The sequence below is a fragment of the Reyranella sp. genome, from assembly GCF_965279625.1.
Classification (GTDB): Bacteria; Pseudomonadota; Alphaproteobacteria; order Reyranellales; family Reyranellaceae; genus Reyranella.
Window position 1 is genome coordinate 5,007,847 of the sequence record NZ_OZ257251.1, and the last position, 18,167, is coordinate 5,026,013.

Annotated in this window: 17 protein-coding genes; 9 read left to right on the forward strand and 8 right to left on the reverse strand. The window is 67.7% G+C overall.

Features of this window, described 5'->3' with window-relative positions; translation table 11 throughout:
* The first annotated feature begins 181 nt into the window (after positions 1-181).
* From ACQY78_RS24330 to ACQY78_RS24360, 7 genes are all read left to right on the forward strand, one after another.
* A complete protein-coding gene (locus ACQY78_RS24330; RefSeq protein ID WP_428679850.1) occupies positions 182-547 on the forward strand; it encodes a hypothetical protein in 366 nt (121 codons plus the stop codon).
* Positions 548-669: 122 nt separating this feature from the next.
* Positions 670-897 carry a hypothetical protein gene (locus tag ACQY78_RS24335; RefSeq protein WP_428679853.1) on the forward strand — a complete coding sequence of 76 codons (228 nt, stop codon included), beginning with the start codon at positions 670-672 and terminating at the stop codon, positions 895-897.
* Positions 898-994: 97 nt separating this feature from the next.
* The gene (locus ACQY78_RS24340; RefSeq protein ID WP_428679856.1) at positions 995-1,534 is read left to right on the forward strand and encodes a sigma-70 family RNA polymerase sigma factor; all 540 of its coding nucleotides are present in this window, start codon (positions 995-997) and stop codon (positions 1,532-1,534) included.
* Positions 1,535-1,617: 83 nt separating this feature from the next.
* Positions 1,618-2,619 carry a FecR family protein gene (locus ACQY78_RS24345; RefSeq protein ID WP_428679858.1) on the forward strand — a complete coding sequence of 334 codons (1,002 nt, stop codon included), beginning with the start codon at positions 1,618-1,620 and terminating at the stop codon, positions 2,617-2,619.
* A gap of 146 nt (positions 2,620-2,765) precedes the next feature.
* Positions 2,766-5,231, forward strand: a complete 2,466-nt coding sequence (locus tag ACQY78_RS24350; protein ID WP_428679861.1) for a TonB-dependent siderophore receptor — start codon at positions 2,766-2,768, stop codon at positions 5,229-5,231.
* Positions 5,232-5,254: 23 nt separating this feature from the next.
* Complete coding sequence (locus ACQY78_RS24355) at positions 5,255-6,787, forward strand: PepSY-associated TM helix domain-containing protein (RefSeq protein ID WP_428679864.1); 1,533 nt, start codon at positions 5,255-5,257, stop codon at positions 6,785-6,787.
* Positions 6,788-6,819: 32 nt separating this feature from the next.
* Positions 6,820-7,062, forward strand: coding sequence for a hypothetical protein (locus ACQY78_RS24360; protein ID WP_428679867.1), 243 nt, complete (start codon positions 6,820-6,822; stop codon positions 7,060-7,062).
* A gap of 15 nt (positions 7,063-7,077) precedes the next feature.
* Here ACQY78_RS24360 and ACQY78_RS24365 read toward each other — a convergent pair whose 3' ends face one another.
* Genes ACQY78_RS24365 through coxB form a run of 3 tightly spaced genes read right to left on the reverse strand, consistent with a single transcriptional unit; the run spans position 7,078 to position 10,516 of the window.
* Positions 7,078-7,389, reverse strand: coding sequence for a hypothetical protein (locus tag ACQY78_RS24365; protein WP_428679869.1), 312 nt, complete (start codon positions 7,387-7,389; stop codon positions 7,078-7,080).
* Positions 7,386-9,878, reverse strand: a complete 2,493-nt coding sequence (gene ctaD, locus ACQY78_RS24370) for a cytochrome c oxidase subunit I (protein ID WP_428679872.1) — start codon at positions 9,876-9,878, stop codon at positions 7,386-7,388. The genes ACQY78_RS24365 and ctaD overlap by 4 nt, the downstream gene beginning before the upstream one ends.
* Entirely contained in the window at positions 9,875-10,516 is a 642-nt protein-coding gene (coxB, locus tag ACQY78_RS24375) for a cytochrome c oxidase subunit II (RefSeq protein WP_428679875.1), read from the reverse strand. Before coxB ends, ctaD begins: the two co-directional genes overlap by 4 nt.
* A 39-nt stretch (positions 10,517-10,555) precedes the next feature.
* Here coxB and ACQY78_RS24380 point away from each other — a divergent pair, with 39 nt between their 5' ends.
* Positions 10,556-11,086 (forward strand): DUF2231 domain-containing protein, encoded by a 531-nt coding sequence (locus ACQY78_RS24380; RefSeq protein ID WP_428679878.1) that lies wholly within the window; start codon positions 10,556-10,558, stop codon positions 11,084-11,086.
* Here ACQY78_RS24380 and ACQY78_RS24385 read toward each other — a convergent pair.
* From ACQY78_RS24385 to ACQY78_RS24405, 5 genes are all read right to left on the reverse strand, one after another.
* Positions 11,053-11,544, reverse strand: a complete 492-nt coding sequence (locus tag ACQY78_RS24385) for a CopD family protein (protein WP_428679881.1) — start codon at positions 11,542-11,544, stop codon at positions 11,053-11,055. The genes ACQY78_RS24380 and ACQY78_RS24385 overlap by 34 nt on opposite strands.
* On the reverse strand, positions 11,541-12,236 hold the full coding sequence (locus tag ACQY78_RS24390) for a cytochrome c oxidase assembly protein (RefSeq protein ID WP_428679884.1): 696 nt from the start codon (positions 12,234-12,236) through the stop codon (positions 11,541-11,543). Before ACQY78_RS24390 ends, ACQY78_RS24385 begins: the two co-directional genes overlap by 4 nt.
* Positions 12,237-12,371: 135 nt before the next feature.
* On the reverse strand, positions 12,372-13,166 hold the full coding sequence (locus ACQY78_RS24395) for a formate/nitrite transporter family protein (protein WP_428679886.1): 795 nt from the start codon (positions 13,164-13,166) through the stop codon (positions 12,372-12,374).
* 29 nt (positions 13,167-13,195) lie between these two features.
* The gene (locus tag ACQY78_RS24400) at positions 13,196-15,463 is read right to left on the reverse strand and encodes an FdhF/YdeP family oxidoreductase (protein ID WP_428679889.1); all 2,268 of its coding nucleotides are present in this window, start codon (positions 15,461-15,463) and stop codon (positions 13,196-13,198) included.
* A gap of 71 nt (positions 15,464-15,534) precedes the next feature.
* Complete coding sequence (locus ACQY78_RS24405; protein WP_428679892.1) at positions 15,535-16,797, reverse strand: DUF2254 domain-containing protein; 1,263 nt, start codon at positions 16,795-16,797, stop codon at positions 15,535-15,537.
* 206 nt (positions 16,798-17,003) lie between these two features.
* Here ACQY78_RS24405 and ACQY78_RS24410 point away from each other — a divergent pair, with 206 nt between their 5' ends.
* On the forward strand, positions 17,004-18,161 hold the full coding sequence (locus ACQY78_RS24410; protein WP_428679894.1) for a hypothetical protein: 1,158 nt from the start codon (positions 17,004-17,006) through the stop codon (positions 18,159-18,161).
* The last annotated feature ends 6 nt before the right edge of the window (positions 18,162-18,167 follow it).

Genomic DNA, 18,167 nt, shown 5'->3' on the forward strand with positions numbered 1-18,167 from the left:
ATACGCTGGCAGAGGACTGTTCGAGGAGCGCCTTTGCGGCCACTTACAACGGTCGCCCTCGGTCCCGCCACCTTCAACTACGCATTTGCCGGCGTCGAGTTGCGCTCAATGCGTCGTTTGTCGCAACTCCCGGCCCCCCAAACGGTTGAGGAGAAAGGTCCGGCAGCTTTGGGAGGCAGGCGTGCGTATTTTTTCGGTGGCAGTCATCGCGGGTGTCGGCATCGCCCTCTCGACGGGAGCGTTCGCCGAGTCCTGGCGGGCGAAGCCCGTCCTCGAGTCGCAGTCTCCGCTGCTCTGCCGGCAGGCCGATGTATCGAAGCTGTTCTTTGCGTTCGCGGAAATGGGCAGTGACCTTTCGGTGAAGGCGGGCGAGTCGGACGCTTTCCTGGTGCCGGTGTCGGCAGACGGTTCGATCTCACGGACCCTCTCGATACCCGTCGGGCAAAAGACCTTCACCGTCGACCTCACCGGGAACGCCAAGGGCCGCGACCTTCAGGTCTACAATCGGGACTATGCCTGTCTCTTCAAGCTCGAGCCGCTGCCCTGACGCAGCCCTAACAAAGAGGCAGCTTCGCGTGGTGGGGTTTGGCGAGGGGCGCGCTGCCCTGCGCCACTTGTTGCGCCCGAAGGGCCTTGCGGCGCGCTTTCTCCTCGGCGGTGAGGGGCTGCTTGGCCTTGGCCTGGCGGCAGGCGCGCGCGCCGGGCGGCGTTGCCACGCCAGCCTGGTTCGGCGCGGGTGATGCGACAGGCCCGGACGTCGTGCCCGGCGCCGACGGCGGCGCCCCGGACTCCGTCGTCGGCACGCCATCGTTCGCAGCCATCGCCGACGTGGTGGACGCCACCACCAGGAATGCGCAGAGCATGTGCCTCAAGGACATGATCCCTCCATGGATATGATGGACGTGACATGGCCGGAGCATTGCGTCGACAAGGTGTGAGGCCGTGGGCGGCGGCAAGGCACTGGCTGCGGCAAAGAGGATGCCCTTGTTTGTAATTGCGAACCATTCGCACTTCCAATATCGTCGCCGCCGTGCCGTCCGACACCACCACCACCCTGTATGTGGAGCATCGAGGCTCGCTGGTCGATTATGCGACTGGCATCGTGGGCTCGCGTCCGCAGGCGGAGGAGCTGGTGCAGGAAGCCTGGCTGCGCTTCGACGAGGTGGCGCGGCAGCGCTTCCTCGATGAGCCACTGGGCTATCTCTACCGCATCGTCCGCAACCTGGCGCTCGACGGCCGCCGCCGCAGCGCGCGCGAGACCGAGGCCCTGGCGAACGGCGTCGCCGAGGCCGTGACGCTGCCCGGCGCCGCGGCCACGCCGGAAATGCTGACGCTCTACCGCGACGAGCTTCGCTTGCTCGAGCAGGCATTGGCCGAGTTGCCGGAGCGCACGCGGCGCGCCTTCGAAATGCACCGCCTCGAAGGCTGCAAGCTCAGGGAGATCGCCGCGCATCTCGGCATCTCCCTGCCGCTGGCGCACAAGCTGGTCTCGGACTCGATCCGGCACTGCAAGAAGCGACTGGGCTGGAAATAATTTCCGCGCCTCGCATTATTCCATAGAAAACCGGACGGTCCGGTCGTTGGCAGTGTGCGGGGCAGCTCTCCGCATGAGGAGGGATGGAGCGCGTGACGGATGCCGACGCCGAACGGGCCTCGAACGAAGCAACCGACTGGCTGATCCTCCTGCAGGAGGAGCCGGACGATGCCGACCTGCGCCAACGGTTCGACGAATGGCTGAAGGCCCGACCGGAGAACGCATCGGCCTGGGCCTCGACGCAGACCTTTTCCGACATCGCCGCCCTGCTGCCCGCCGCGCGCGAGGCCGGCGTCGTCATCGCGCCCACGAGAGCCGGGGCGAAGGTGTTGCCGATGAGGCCGCGGAGCACCGGGCGCCGCTGGGCGATGCCCGCTCTTGCTCTCGCGGCTGCCGCCTGTCTTGCCCTGTGGGCCGGCCCCGGACTGCTCCTGCAACTCCGCGCCGATCACGTCACCGGCACGGCCGAGCTGCGCCAGCTAGAGCTGCCCGATGGCAGCCGCGTGACCCTGGCGCCGGCCAGCGCCATCGCCGTCGCCATGGCCGACGAACGCCAGGGGCGGCGCGTACAGCTCCTCTCGGGCGAGGCCTTCTTCCAGGTGCGGCCCGATCCTTCGCGCCCCTTCCGGGTGACGGCGCGTGACGTCGAAGCGACCGTGCTGGGCACCAGCTTCGACGTGCGTCTCAGCAGCGACGATGTCGCCGTCTCGGTCGAGGAGGGTATCGTCGCCGTCGCCGCCGCCGGCGCTCCGCCCGAGTCCGCGGCGAAGCTCGTTGCTGGGCAGTTCGTGCGGGTCACGAAGGGTGGTGGAACGACGAGGGGCAGCGAGCCGCCCGAACTGGTCGCGGCCTGGCGGCAGGGCCAGCTCTATGCCCAGGAGACGCGCCTCGGCGACGCGATCGACCAGCTGCGTCGCTACTTCGGCGGCACGATCGTGCTGACCGACGGCGGGCTCGCAGAGCGCCGCATCACCGGTGCCTACAATCTCGCCGACCCCGAGGATGCGCTGCGCGGCATGGCGCGTGTGCATGGCGCCAAGGTGCGCCGCGTGACGCCGTGGCTTCTGGTCGTCTCCGCTTCGTGAAGCCGAAAGTTTCGCCCGAACGATTTTGTTAGAAAAGTCGACGGGCCGCTCGTTGCCTCAGTGAAGGAACGAGGACGCGCTGCCCCTCCATCGCCCGTCGATGTGCCGCGTCGGATGTTCCTGCTCTGCGGGGAGATGTTGCGGCGATGGATACGCGTTTGGGTTCTCTTGGCGTAAAGGCGGCACTGGCTACGTCCGCGATCACGATGACACTGGCGACGGGCGCAGCGCCCGCCTTCGCGCAATCGTCCGACGTGCAGACCGTGCAGGCGCCGGCGCAGCGAACCTTCAACATCACGGCACAGTCGCTCGCCAGTGCGCTGCCGTTGTTCGGTCAGCAGTCCGGCCGCCAGATCTCGGCCGACAGCGCACTCGTGCGCGGTCTCGCGACGCAGGGCGTGCAGGGCACGATGAGCGTTGACGAGGCGCTGCAGCGCCTTCTCGCCGGCACCGGACTCACCTACAGCCTGCTTGGCGGCACGACCATCGCGCTCCAGCGCGTGGGACAGGCGCCGCTCGATCCCTCGACCCTGCAGCTCGATCCGGTGCAGGTGCAGGGCGTCTTCCCGGTGCCGTCGCAGGCGATGATCGACAACATCCCGCCCGCTTATGCCGGAGGGCAGGTGGCAACCGGCGGCCAGCTCGGCTTGCTGGGCAATCGCGACGTCATGGAAACGCCGTTCAACCAGACGAGCTACACCGCGCAGAAGGCGCAGGACCAGCAGGCGCAGACCATTCGCGACGTGCTGATCGACGATCCCTCGGTGCGCATCGTGCGGCCGACCGGGAACAACGGCGCGCAGAACATGACGATCCGCGGCTTCACCGTCGAGAGCACCGACATCGCCTATGGCGGCCTCTATGGCCTGCTGCCGTCCTATTCGATCGGCGTCGAACTGGCCGAACGCATCGAGGTGCTGAAGGGGCCCAGCGCGATGCTGAACGGCATGGCGCCCACCGGCGCGATCGGCGGCACCATCAACGTGGTTCCCAAGCGCGCGCACGACGAGCCGATGAATCGCGTGACCGCCGCCTATAGTTCTGCTGCTCAGTTCGGCGGCGCCGTCGATGTCGGCCGCCGCTTCGGGCCGGAGAAGGAACTGGGCGTTCGCCTCAACGGCGCCTATCGCGCCGGCCAGACGGCGGTGATGTGGAACGCCGAGGAATTGGGGCTGGGCTCGATCGGCGTCGACTATCGCGGCGACGGGTTCCGGCTCTCCTTCGACGGCGGCTACCAGTCCCAGTACATCAGCGGCGGCGTCGGCTATGTCAGCGTGGCGGCGGGCGCACAGGTCCCGGGCGCGCCCGACCTCAACAACAACTTCATCCTGCCCTGGACCAACACCTATTCGCAGGATCTGTTCGGCGCGCTGCGGGGCGAGGTCGATGTCTGGCCCGGAGTGACGCTCTATGGCGCCATCGGCGCGCACGACAATCGCTGGAACTCGCTGTGGTCAGGCGATCCCATCGTCTCGAGCCTGAGCGGCGCCAGCACGCAGACGCCCTATTCCAATACCTCCTACGAGACCAAGTGGACGAGCGAGATCGGACTGCGCGGCGAGGCCGAGACCGGCCCGGTCGGGCATACATTCGCCGTGAGCGCGACGCGCTACCAGCAGGTTTCCGGCTTCGGCCGCGGCATCGGCACCGCCTATGCGTCGAATATCTACACGCCGAACGTCATCGCGCGCCCCAACATCACGACCCAGTCGCCGCGCAAGTCGAGCACGCTCCAGCTCACCAGCCTCGCCGTTGCCGACACGCTCTCCTTCGCCCAGAAGCGCGTCCAGCTCACGCTCGGTGCGCGCTACCAGCAGATCATGGGCGAGAATTTCGACCTCACGACCGGCAGCACGACGTCGGGCTACCTGCAGGACGCGATCAGCCCCTCAGTGGCGCTGGTCGTGCGTCCGTGGAAGGAGGTGTCGTTCTACGGCAACTTCATCCAGGGCCTGCAGCCGGGCACGGTCGTCGGGCCCACCTACGCCAATGCCGGTCAGGTCTTCGCGCCCTACCAGTCGACGCAGTTCGAGGTCGGCACGAAGATCGACTGGGGCACGTTCACGACGACGCTCAGCGCCTTCCAGATCAGCCAGCCCAGCGCGATCGCCAATGCCGCGACCAACACGCTCACGCAGAATGGCCTGCAGCGCAATCGCGGCATCGAGGTCAACGTGTTCGGCTCGCCGGCCGAGGGCGTGCGGCTGCTGGGCGGTGCGATGTTCCAGGAGGCGATCCTGGCGAGCACGGCGGGCGGCCTGAACGACGGCTGGCAGGCGGCCGGCGCGCCCAACGTGCAGGTCAACCTGGCGGGTGAGTGGGACACACCCTTCGTCCGCGGGCTGACGCTCGACGGCCGCATCATCTACACCGGCCCGCAGTATGTCGGCCTCACCAACCCGCGGCAGAGCATCCCCGACTGGGTGCGCTTCGACGTCGGCGCGCGCTATGTGATCGCCGACGCGCAGAGCCCGACCGGCAAGCCTGTGGCGATCCGCTTCAATGTCGAGAACCTGCTCGACACGAATTATTGGTCGATGGTGTCGTCCACCACGCGCCTCAACGTCGGCACCCCGCGCACCTTCCGCCTCGCCCTGACGGCGGACTTCTAGGGCGTCGTTGCGCGGTGGCAGGGATGGGCACGGGTTTTCGCGCCTCGATGGACTGGCTGCACACCTGGGCCGGGGTGGTGCTGGGCGGATTGCTGTTCGCCATCTTTTGGATGGGAACGCTGTCGGTGTTCGATCGCGAGATCGATCGCTGGATGGCGCCGATGACGCGCCTCGCGCCGACCGATCAGATGACCGCGGTCGAGGCGCTGCGCGCTTCCTACGAGGCGGCGGCCGCCGCCAGGGCGACTTCGTGGTTCGCGCAGCTTCCAACGGAACGTGCTCCGGTGCTGCAGGTCACGTGGCGCGAGGGAGCGCGCCAGCTCGTGCGCCTGATCGACCCCGCCACCGGCACCGCGCTGCCCGATCCCGGCACCTGGGCGGGCACGGGCTTCCTCTATCCCTTTCACTACATGCTGCATGTCCGGCTGGGCTACTGGATCGTCGGCGTGGCGGGGATGGCGATGCTGCTGCTCTGCGTCTCGGGCGTGGTGATCCACCGCAAGATCTTCGCCGACTTCTTCACCTTCCGGGCCGACAAGCAGCCGCGCCGTCTGGTGCTCGACCTGCATAATGTGACCGGCGTGCTGGGCCTGCCGTTCCACTTCATGATCACCCTGTCGGGCGTGATCATCTTCTATGGCGTGTATTTTCCCGGCACGATCCAGTTCGCCTATGGGGACGAGGCCCGGGCCTTCGCTCGCGAAGCCTACGGGAACTATGACAGGCCGAGGCTCGGCAAGTCCGGCGCGCTCGCCTCGCTCGACGGCATGGTGGCCGAGGCGCGGCGCCTTTGGGACGGCGAGACGCCGCGATACCTGTTCGTCCGTCATCCCGGCGATGCCGCCGCCGTGGTGCAGGTGGCCCGCCACGGCGAGGATCGCGTCGCCGGCCGTTCCGACATCGCCTATTTCGACGCGACGACCGGCGCGCTGCTGCAGCAGCGTATCGCGCCGCAGCCGGTCCTGTCGGCGCAACGCTTCATCGCCGGGCTGCATCTCATCCAGTTTCGCCACTGGACCCTGCGCTGGGTCTACTTTGCCCTGGGCCTCACGGGCTGCGCGCTGATCGCCACCGGCTACCTCTTCTGGTTGGAGTCGCGCAAGAAGAAGGACGGCCGCCTCGGCCCGCGCGGCGTGCGCCTCGTCGAGGCGCTGACCGTGGGCTCGGTGAGCGGCATCGTCATCGCCACGCTTTCATTCTTCGTGTCAAACCGGCTGCTGCCGCTGGGCGCGGTCTTCCTCGGCGAGGATCGCGCGACGCTCGAAATGTGGGTCTTCCATCTCGTTTGGCTGGGCACGCTCGCGCATGCCGCTCTGCGGTCCAGGCGGGCCTGGAGCGAGCAATTCGGGGCGATCGCGGCCCTCGCACTCGCTGCCGTGATACTGAACTGGATCACCACTGGCGATCATCTCGGCCGCAGCCTCGGCCAGGCTCATCTCTGGCCGGTGGCCGGAATGGATATCCTGTTGATCGGCAGCGCAGCAACGACCGCGTGGGCGGCCTTTGCCCTGGGCCGGCGGCGGGCGCGCGCAACTTCGCTTGGTCCTGCCCGTTGATTGCCTCGCGCATCGGGAGGAAATTGGAGTTCATGAGCAGCCTGCAGGACGCCACCAAGGTCGCCGCCGCCTTGCGCGGCCAGAAGAAGTACCGCGAAGCTATCGACCTGATCGAGAAGGCGCTGGCCGCCGCACCCTCTGAGGATTTTGCGCGACTCGATGCCAACCGCGAGGGCTTGCGCGCCGCCGAAGAAGCGGGCCTGCACGACGTCGCCAGACGGTTTGCCGATGCCATTTCCCTCAGGCAAACAGAAGACGATTCCGACGAGGATTGAGTGAGGGACCTTGCCTCAAGCGCACGCCGACGTGAACGCCACGGGCGAGCCGGTGATCAGCATCGCGCCCGCACCTGCGAGCACCGTCGCGAGCGTGACGCGTCTCTCGAAGTCTGACGATGCCGACCGGGTGAGCCGCAGAAGCGCGAGGCCTGCTGCGACCAGCAGCAGCCAGGTCACGACCAGGACCCAGCGCAGCAGCGCGGCCCCGAACAGTTGGATATCCTGCCAGCCATAGGCGCAGCCCGCGCCCTGCAGCGCGTAGAGCAGCGAGAAGCCGAAGGCCCAGAGCAGGAAGCCGGCGCTGATCCGCGTGAGCAGGGTCACGACATCACCGACGGAGCGAGAAGGCAGACGAGCACGATCGCGAGCGTCGCTGCCGAATAGTCGCTGAACAGCCGCGCCACCCGGAGGTCGAGCGTGCGCCGGGGCGAGACCTGGCCGGCTGCGATGCGGGCGCGGCCGAAGGCCACACACAGCAGAGCGATGAGGGCGTGCAGCAGGGAATAGGCGAGCAGCGCCCAGCTGCAGGCGGCATAGGCATGCTCCTGCGGCGCGGGCAGCACCGTGACGCCGAGCGTCACCAGCGCGACGATCGTGCCCAGCTGCGCGGCAACTCCGGCCAGCGCCGCGCGTCCGGCCGGGGCCAGCGCGCCGTCGGCGCTCGCGGCGAGGCTTCGGCGAGCGAACAGGCTGCCTGCCGTCGCGGCCACGACTGCCACGAGGCCGGCCCCGAGACCGCCGTCGATGCGCTCGGGCGGCGGCCAGTTTGGCGCGATGACCCAAAGGAAAGCGTAACCGAACAGCAGGGAGGCGAGCGCTGTTCCGTCGGCCACCAGCAGGAAGGCGCTGCCCCACCAGCCAGGCGCGCCCGCAGCCTCGCGATGAATCGCCGCCGTCTCACCATGGCCGATCGCCAGCGGCCCGATGTCCTGGCGCCAGTCGAGCACCCAAGCCCAGCGCAGGCCGAGCGCCACGACGGCCGCGAGGGGGAGGATCGACAGCCAGTATTGGCCGGCCAGCAGGCAGAGGAAAAAGCAGCCCGTCACCGCGGCCGTGACGATCGGCAGGCGCGTGTTGCCGGGCAGCACGACGACGTGATCGATCGCGCCGGTCGTGGTCTCCACCGCCATCGTCTCGCGCCAGCCATGGCGTGGTTCGCCGAGATAGCCTTCGCCGCGTGCCAGCGACGTCGCGAGGGTGGGGGCGTCGGCCAGCGGCTCCCGATCGGTGACGGTGGGAAGGCTCGCGATGTTGTAGGCGGGCGTCGGGATCGGCATCGCCCATTCGAGCGTGCCGGCGGTCCACGGATTGCGGCGCCGGCGGCGCGCGTAATAGAGGTGCAAGGCGACGTCGATGGCGAACAGCGCGAAGCCGAAGGCCATGACGAAGCTGCCGACCGAAGACAACAGGTTCAACAGCGTCCATCCCGCCTCTTCGGGATAGGTATGCACGCGCCGCCGCATGCCCAGCAGGCCGGTCAGGTGCATCATGAAGAAGGTCACGTTGAAGCCTGTGAAGATCAGCCAGAACGCAGCCTTGCCCAGCAGGTCGTCGCGCGTGCGGCCGGTGAAATGCGGCAGCCAGTAGTAGGCGCCGGCGAGCATCGGGAAGATGAAACCGCCGATCAGCACATAGTGCAGATGCGCGACCACGAAGTGGGTGTCGTGCGCCTGCAGGTCGAAGGGCACCATCGCCAGCATCACGCCGGTCATGCCGCCGATCACGAAGATCACGAAGAAGCCCAGCAGGTAGAGCATGGGCAGCTTGAGCTCGGGCCGGCCGTTCCACAGGGTTCCGATCCATGCGAAGACCTGCACCGCCGTCGGCAGCGCCACCAGCGCCGAGGCGGCCGAGAAGAAGCCCAGCGCCATGTGTGGGATGCCGGTGGTGAACATGTGGTGCACCCACAGGCCGAAGCTGAGGAACGCTAGTGCCAGCAACGCCGCCACGATCCAGCCGTAGCCCAGGATGCGTGTGCGGGCGAGCACCGGTAGGACGGTGGAGATCACGCCGGCCGCGGGCAGGAAGATGATGTAGACCTCGGGATGGCCGAACAGCCAGAACAGGTGCTGCCATAGCAGCGGACTGCCGCCGCGCGCGGGATCGAAGAACGGCCAGTCGAAGGCGCGTTCCACCTCGAGCAGGATCGAACCCAGGATCAGCGGTGGAAAGGCCACGATCATCATCAGCGCGGTGATCAGCAGATACCAGGCGAAGAGCGGCATGCGGTCGAGCCGCATGCCGGGCGCGCGCAACTTCAGGACCGAGACGGTGATCTCGATGGCGGCCGAGATCGCCGAGATCTCGACGAAGGTGATACCGAGCAGCCAGACGTCGGCGTTGATGCCCGGCGTATAGGCCTTGGAGGAGAGCGGGGTGTACATGAACCATCCGCCGTCGGGCGCCACGCCGAACGCCATCGAGGCGATCAGGATCGTGCCGCCGAACAGGTAGCACCACCAGCCGTAAGCGGAGAGGCGAGGGAAGGCCATGTCACGGCTGCCCAGCATCTTCGGCAGCATGTAGAGCGCCAGCCCCTCGAACATCGGGATGGCGAACAGGAACATCATGATGCTGCCGTGCATCGTGAAGAGCTGGTTGTAGATGTCGGGCCCGACGAAGGCGCTGCCGGGGGTCGCCAGTTGCGCCCGGATCATCATCGCCAGCACGCCGCCGATTGCGAAGAAGACGAAGGCCGCCACCACGAAGCGCTTGCCGATGTCGGAATGGTTGACCGACACGGCGGTGCCGCGCCAGCCCGTCGGCGCGCCCCAGATCGCCTCGAGGACGCGGTGGCGTCGCAGCGCGTTCATCGCGTCCCCCCGCGCTGGAAGGCGGCCCAGCCCGCTTCGTCGTGCGCGATCACGCGGAACAGATGGCCGGAATGTCCGCTGCCGCAGAACTCCGCGCACTGGCCCTCGTACACACCCGGCTCGGCGGCCTGGATGCGCAGCACGTTCACATGGCCGGGGATGGCGTCCATCTTTCCGGCGAGCCGCGGCACCCAGAAACTGTGGATCACGTCGACGGCGGCGATGCGCAGCACGACCGGCTGGCCGGCGGGCATGTGCAGCTCGTTGTGCGTCACCCGCGTCTCCTCGTCGGTGCGATGGCTGAACTCCCATGACCATTGCCGCCCGGTCGCATCGATGACGACCGTGCCGGAGAGACCGGGCGCGATGATGCGCTCGCCCAGCATCAGCGCGTAGCCCACCAGCGCCAGCAGCACGACGATGGGCATGGCGACGCCGAGACCGCCGATCCACAGGGTCGGGCTGGTGCGGCTCTCGCTCCCGCGGCGCAGGAAGGCCAGCAGCAGCAGCACGAAGACCAGCAGGCTGAGCGCCGTCGCACCGGCCAGCATCGCCCACCAGAAGGTGGCCACGCGCGCCGCCGCCGGTCCCGCCGCGTCGAGCGTCGACAGCGGTCCGGAACATCCGCCGACAGCCATCGTTACCAGCGACGCACCCAGCGGATGGAGGAGGGACCGATGGCTATTGTTTCCGAAGGTTCCCCGCCGCGAGAGGCAGAGGTCCGAGTCGATCCGATCGAGGCTCAGTCCCATTTCCACCGGACCGAATCGCGCATCGCCGTCGCCGGCCATCCGATCCACGCCATGCTGGTCACCTTCCCGATCGCGCTCACCATGTGCACGCTGGGCGCCGACGGCTTCTACTGGTGGACGGGCGACGGCTTCTGGGCGCGCGCCGCCCTGTGGGCCAGCGGCATGGCCTTCCTGCTGGGCGTCGCGGCCGGGCTCGCCGGCACGGTCGAACTGCTGCTGGTGCCGGGTATCCGCGCCCGCTCCGCGAGCTGGACGCACTTCGTGCTGGCGGTGATGCTGCTCTCCATCCTCGGCGCCAACTGGGGTTACCGCCTTGCGGGCTACGAGCAGGCCGTGCTGCCCTGGGGCGTTCTGCTCTCGCTGCTCGCGGCGGGGTTCACCGCCATCACCGGATGGCACGGCGGCAAGCTGGTCTTCGACTATCACCTCGGCACCTCGTCCACCGGCAAGAGATGACCACGCGGTGACAGGAGCCACGCCGGCACGATCTCGTCGCCGACGAGCGGCTTTCCGAGCACCAGGAGCAGGATCACCAGCATCGTGAGGCCGGAGACCATCAGCAGCGGCGCCGGGTGCGGCGTCGTATAGTCGCCCTGCCGCTCGCCGACCTGCAGGGTGATGTGCCCGAGCCAGGCGTGTGCGAGCACGAGCAGGCCGACCAGCGCCAGCTTCACGAACATCCACGGCACGAAGACGTCGCGCAGGAAGATTAGTGCCGTGCCCAGAGCGATCGCGATCACCGCCGCCGGCGTCACGACACCGACATAGGCCACATGCGTCACCCGTCGGCGCCTCGAATATTGGTGCTGGTCGTCCCCCCGGCTGTGGCGCGCGAGCAGCAACGGCAGGCCGACAAGGCCGGCGCACCAGATCGACAGGGCGGCGATATGGAGGAATTTCAGCGCCGCGATCATGCCGTGCCGGCGGCCCGGATCCAGACCCGGCGCGCGATCAGCGCCGTCGCCAGCGCATAGGGGATGACGCCGGGCACCCACATGACCAGGCCCGCGAGCTGCTGGTCGGCGACCTGCTCCAGCCCCCAGGGCAGCGTCGACGCGGCATGGCTCGTATAGAGCGGCGTGCGCGCGAAGGTGAGCAGTGCGCCCAGCATGCCCATCTGCGCCATGGCGAGGATCGAAAACATCGACGCCGTCACCGGCGGCGCGGCGAACAGCTCCCGCCAGAACCAGATCGCGGTGCCCAGGAGGGTGAGCTGCATGAGCCAGTAGATCGCGGTGTCGCCGAGCGCGCGGTCGTAGAGCGCGGGGAGGTGCCAGGCCCACAGGGTCGCGGTCGAGGCTACGAAGGCGATGCCGAGATGTTTCGATCCACGCCCCGGAAAGGCGAGTGCCGCCAGCGGGGCGGCCACCGCGACCAGCAGCACGTGATGCACGGCGCGCGCCGAGAAAAGCGCGACGCTGAGTGCGCAGAGCGGCGACACGAACGTCACAGCGAGGATGCCGACCGACGCGAGCAAGAAGCGCGGATGCGACGACCGCATCGCCACCGCGGCCGCGACGGCGAGCGCCACCAGCAGCACCGGGTCGAAGTTCCAGCGGCCGATCCAGTCGTAGGGGTGAGGAGGAGCGCCGCAATAACTGGTCATGGTTCTGCGACGCCGTCCGCCGATAAAAGAGGGTCTTGATTCGGAACGCAACTGGCGGGCGGGAGTTCCCGCCAGCGCATCGCGTGTGACTGGAAGGTCCCTCGCTGCGCTCGCAATGATGGACCTTTCGCTTCCTTAACGAGACTTCTGCCTCAGCGCGTCATTGCCGTAGGCCAAGGCGAGGGCGAGCAGGGCGCCGCCGACGATGTTGCCCGCCGTGCTGACCAGGAGATTGAGGAGGCCCGAGGACCAGTCGACGCCGCCCGGCAGGCCGCTCAACCATCCCATCGGGATCAGCGACATGTTCGCGACAGAATGTTCGAGGCCGGCCGCGACGAACAGCATGATCGGGCCGACGATGGCCAGGATCTTGGCCGGTAACGTGTTGGCGTTCATCGACATCCACACCGCGAGGCAGACGAGGGCGTTGGCGAGGATGCCCGAGCAGAAGGTAGCCTGTGGCGACTTGTCGAGCTTCTCGCCGGCGACGCTCCGCGCCGCATCGCCCACGCCTCCCTCCAGCCCGCCGCTGGCCGCGAACAGCAGGGCGACGACGACGCTGCCGGCGAGATTGCCGAGCCACACGACGGTCCAGGCGGCAGTCATTCGGCCGGCGGGCAGCGCGCCCGTGGTCGCCGGCAGCACCATCATCGTGTTGCCGGTGAAGAGCTCGGCGCCCGCGATCATCACGAGGATGAGCCCGACCGAGAAGGCCAGTCCGGACAACAGCCGCACCGGACCCGTCGCCGGGCCCTCGCCGAGGCCAGACTGGGCGACCAGCGAGATCACCGATCCGAACGCGATGAAAGCGCCGGCGAGAACGGCCAGCACCGCCATGCGCGGCCACTCCTGCTGCGCCTTGGCCGCCAGCGTCTCGGCCGCGGCCTGTGCGATCGCTTCTCCGACCGGATCCTTGCCTGTGTCGTCCATCAATGCGACCTCGCTGGAGTCCGGTCCGCTCAGGCGGCCTCGATGCGAACCGGCACGGCCTTGACCGCGGGGGTCTTCGACTTGCGATCGTGGTGCTGCAGGGCGATCAGCGGGTTGAGTTCGGGATAGTAGCCCGCGATGGTGCCGTCCGGCAGGTCGAACGGGATGACCTCGAGCCCGTTGATGCGTCGGACATGCCCGTCATCGGCGTCGCCCACGAGGGACACGCGCTGGCTCGCGACGAGGCCCGCGCGTTCGATGTCAGCGGCATTCATCAACACGACGTCGCGCGTGCCCTCGATGCCGCGCAGCCGGTCGCTGTAGCCATAGATTGTCGTGTTGAACTGGTCGTTCGAGCGCAGCGTGATCAGGCGATAGCGGCCGGGCGCGTCCTCGACGTCGGTGGCCGCCAGCATCGCGGGCGCGGTGAACTGCGCGCGACCACTCTCGGTCTTCCATTCCCGCTCTCGCGCCGGGTTGCCGCGATAGAAGCCGCCCGGCTCGAACATGCGCTCGTTCATGTCGAAGAACTGCTCGGGATAGGTCTCGGCGATCAGGTCGCGCACCAGCGCGTAGTTGGCCGTCCAGTCGTCCCAGCGGACCCGGGAATTGGGCGCCAGCGTTTCCTTGGCGATGCCGGCGACGATCGCGGTCTCGGACAGGAGATGCTCGCTGGCCGGCGCGCGATGGCCGAGCGAGCCGTGGATGTGGCTGAAACTGTCCTCGATCGTCACCGTCTGCGGACCGCTCGCCTGCATGTCCTCCTCGCTGCGGCCAAGGCAGGGCAGCAGGTAGGCGACACGGCCGCTGAAGAGATGGCTGCGGTTCAGCTTGGTGGCGATCTGAACGGTGAGATCCATCCGCTCCCAGGCCGGCTCGATGCGCGTCTGGTCGGGAATGGCGCGCAGGAAGTTGCCGCCCAGCCCGATGAAGGCCTGCACCTCGCCGGCAAGGAGTCCCTCGCAGACGGCGACGGTGTTCATGCCTTCGGTGCGCGGCGGATCGAAGTCGAACATTGCCGCGAGCTTGTCGAGCGGCACCAGTTCGGGCTTCTCGGCAATGCCCACCGTGCGTTGGCCCTGGACATTCGAATGGCCGCGCACCGGGCAGATGCCCGCGCCCTCGCGGCCGATATGCCCCCGCATCAGGAGCAGGTTCACCAGCATGGCGATGTTCTCGAAGCCGTGGACATGCTGGGTGAGGCCCATGCCGTAGACGCCGATCACGCGCTCCGCCTCGACATAGACGCGGCCGGCTCCCTCGATGTCGGCGCGGCTGAGGCCCGATTCCTGTTCGATCCGTTCCCAGGAGGTCGCATCCGCCTTGGCGTGGAAGGCCTCGAAGCCGGTGCAGTGCTGGGCGATGAAGGCATGGTCGATCACCGTTCCGCCCTGGCGTTCGTCTTCGGCCAGGACGAACTTGCAGAGCCCCATGATCGCGGCGATGTCGCCACCGGCGCGCGGCTGGAGATACTGGCAGCTGATCGGAGTCTCCTGGCCCGTCAGCATCTGCAGCGGACGCTGCGGATTGACGAAGGAGGTGAGGCCCTTCTCGCGGATCGGATTGAAGGTCACGACCTTGCAGCCACGCTCGACCGCCTTCTGCAGCGGATGCAGAAAGCGCGGGCTGTTCGTGCCGGTGTTCTGGCCGAAGAAGAACATGGCGTCGCACTTCTCGAAATCGTCGAGCACGCAGGTGCCGACCGGCGAGCCGATCAACTCGTTGAGGGCCACCGACGTCGTCTCGTGGCACATGTTCGAGCTGTCGGGCAGATTGTTGTGCCCGTACAGCCGGGCGAACAGGGCGTACAGATATGAGGTCTCCAGCGAGGCCCGGCCGGAGGCGTAAAACACCGTCTTCTTGGGATCGCTCGCCTTCAGCGCCGTGCCGATCGCCGTGAACGCGTCCTGCCAGGTGCAGGGCACATAGCGGTCGCTCGTGGCGTCGTAGCGCAGCGGATGGGTGAGGCGGCCCTGCTGTTCGAGGTCGTGGTCGGTCCAGCTCCGCAGCTCGCTCACGGTATGGCTGGCGAAGAAGTCGGGCGTGCAGCGATGGGTGGTCAGTTCCCACAATGTCGCCTTCGCGCCGTTCTCGCAGAATTCGAAGGCGTGCGGATGTTTTGGCTTGCCCCAGGCACAGCTCGTACACATGAAGCCGCCGGTCTTGTTCTGCTGGCGCAGCGTGTCGAGCGCGCCCACGGACGACATCTCGCGGCCGATCGTCTCCACGATGCCCCGCAGCGACCCCCAGCCGCCGGCGCTGCCGTCGTAATCGGTGTGTTCCGGCTGATCCGTCATCGCCCTTACCCTGCATTTCAGTCGGTATGCAAAGCGAGGGCGACGCAAAGGTTGCGAGGGATTCCGGCCTGTTACCTATTGGCAGACGACAGACGCGCGCGGAGAGAGCGACGTAGCGCCAGGAGCTTTGCGTGGTCCTTGTCCCCCGCGGCGGCGGACACTGCGGCGAGCGCGGAAGCGAGCGCCTCCAGCACGTCCGGGTCTGTGCCTGCATAGTGCGCCACGGAGGAAAACGCGCCGGCGGCCACCGCCTCGAACGAGACGGGCGCCGCGACCACGCGCAGCCGGCCGTCAGCGTCATGGCGGCACCCCGAGGGAATCGGCCGATCAGCCAGGCGCACCAAGGCCTCACGGAGCCGGTCGATGCAGTAGAGCGCGGTCGTCGGGTCGTTGATGCCGGAGGAGAGCGCGCGCTGCGTGATCTCGACGATCCGCCGGATTGAGAAATCCAGATCCTGATAGGGCGTGCGTTCGATCCCGACGATGAGGGTGGCGCGCAGGGCGTCGCGCTTCTCTTCTTCGGGAGCCTTCGTCGCGATGACCCGCAGCAGCGGATCACGCTCGGTCACGAAGGTGCCGGGCCGTGCCACGACGTTGACGATCAGGTCGTCGTGGCTTGCAAGGCGCAGCATCGCGGCGCTGTCCACGGACTGAACGTATCCGCTCGTCTTTGGATGGATGACCAGCCCCTGGTCGAAATCCGGAGGCTCGGCTTCCGTCTCCGGCTCTCCATGGCCGATCTTCTCCGGGAACAGGCGGTCGATCGTGGCGGCGGTCTCATCCGCGAGCGATGCCAGCAGCGTCTCGAGGCGGATCGAGCTGGCGGTGTGGTGAATGAAATAGATCAGCACGGCGAGGCTGGCGACGGCGAGCACGACGCCGATCGCCACGGCCAGATGCGGCACGAAGCTCGCCCCCTCAACGCCTTTGACGGTGCGCAGTACGAGCAGGCAGTAGACGAAGGTACTGATGAAGGTGCCGAGCACCAGCTGATTGCCGCGGTCGCGCATGAAGTTGCGCAGCAGCCGCGGCCCGAACTGCGAAGAGGCGAGCTGCAGCGTCAGCATGGTGATCGAGAAGGTGAGGCCCGCGACCGTGATCATCGACGTCGCTACCGCCGACAGGATGGCGCGGGCGCCCTCCGGCCCGAATAGATAGATGAACTCGAAGCGTCCGTAGGCGTCCGCCTCCATCGCGGCGTCCAGTTTGACCGCCCCGAAGGAAAGCAGCACGGCGCCTGCCGCCATCAAGCTCGGCAGGAACCAGAAGCTGCCCCGCAGGCTCTCCCAGATGGAAACGAGGCGTGTCACAGACAGAAAGGCGCGCATCGGCATCAAACGCTGACCGCTGGCGATTGCTCCGCACGGGACGCCGCAAAAGCGTCGGCGTCGTCGTGTCGGAACCCCGTGCATCGCATCGCGTTCAGGAACCAAGGTGTAACGAGACCCGTGTCGTGGCTCGTATGTGGCACCGCCTTTCCCGCCGTTACGCTGCGGCCCTCGAGCTGCACCGCTGCCCCTCGTTCGAGGAGGGAGAAAGCATGAAAACAATGACATCCACCGGACAGGAGATCACTTCGCTCACCGGCGACGTGCTCAAGGAAGTCTCAGCGATCGCGAACGGCCCGTGCCTCTCGCTGTATCAACCGACCCACCGGCGCCATCCCGAGAACCAGGAAGACCCGATCCGCTTCCGCAATCTCGTGAAGGAGCTGGAAGCCTCCCTGCATCAGAAATATCCGGCGGCCGAGGCCAAGCAGCTCCTAGAGCCGTTCCACGCGCTGGCGCAGGACGGCGAGTTCTGGAATCACGCGCTGGAGGGATTGGCCGTGCTAGGCGCGCCGGGCTACTTCCGGGCGCTGAGGTTTTCGCAGCCTGTCGACGAACTGGTCGTCGTGGCCGACAGCTTCCACACGAAGCCCTTGCGACGCTTCCTTCAGACAGCTGATCGCTACCATGTGCTCAGCCTCAGCCTGCACGGCATCCGGCTGTTCGAGGGCAACCGGCGTTCGCTCGACGAGGTCGATATGACGAAGGCGGTCCCCGGCACGATCGACAAGACGACGGGCGAAGAGTCGCCCGAGGGCGCCGCCGGCGGGGCGGGGCTTCCCCTGCGGCATGGGCTGGGCGGCAAAGGGACCGAGGCGGACAACGAGGCGGACCGCTACTTCCGGGCCGTCGACCGCGCGGTGCTCGAGCACTACTCGCGGCCCTCGGGCCTGCCGCTCATCCTGGCGGCGCTGCCGGAGCATCACCATCGCTTCCACGAGGTCAGCCAGAACCCCTTCCTGGTCGCCGGGGGCATCAAAATCAATCCGGAGTCGCTGTCGGCGGACAAGCTGCGCGAGCTCGCCTGGGAGGTCGTCGAGCCGCAGTATCAGGCGCGGCTTGAGACACTTCACGGAGAGTTCGAGCAGGCGAAGGCGCGGGGCACCGGCAGCGACGAGATCGCCGAAGTCGCCGAGGCTGCTGTTGCCGGTCGCGTCGCGACCCTGATGGTCGAGGCCGGCCGCGAGATCGCCGGCCGTCTCGACGTCGAGACCGGGCGCATCGAGAAGGCCAAGCTGGATGCTCCCGATGTCGACGACATGCTCGACGATCTCGGCGAGCTGGTTACGAAGATGGGCGGAACCGTGCTGGTGGTTCCCGCCGAGCGGGTATCGCTGCCGACCGGCCTGGCCGCGACCTACCGATACTGAGCGGGG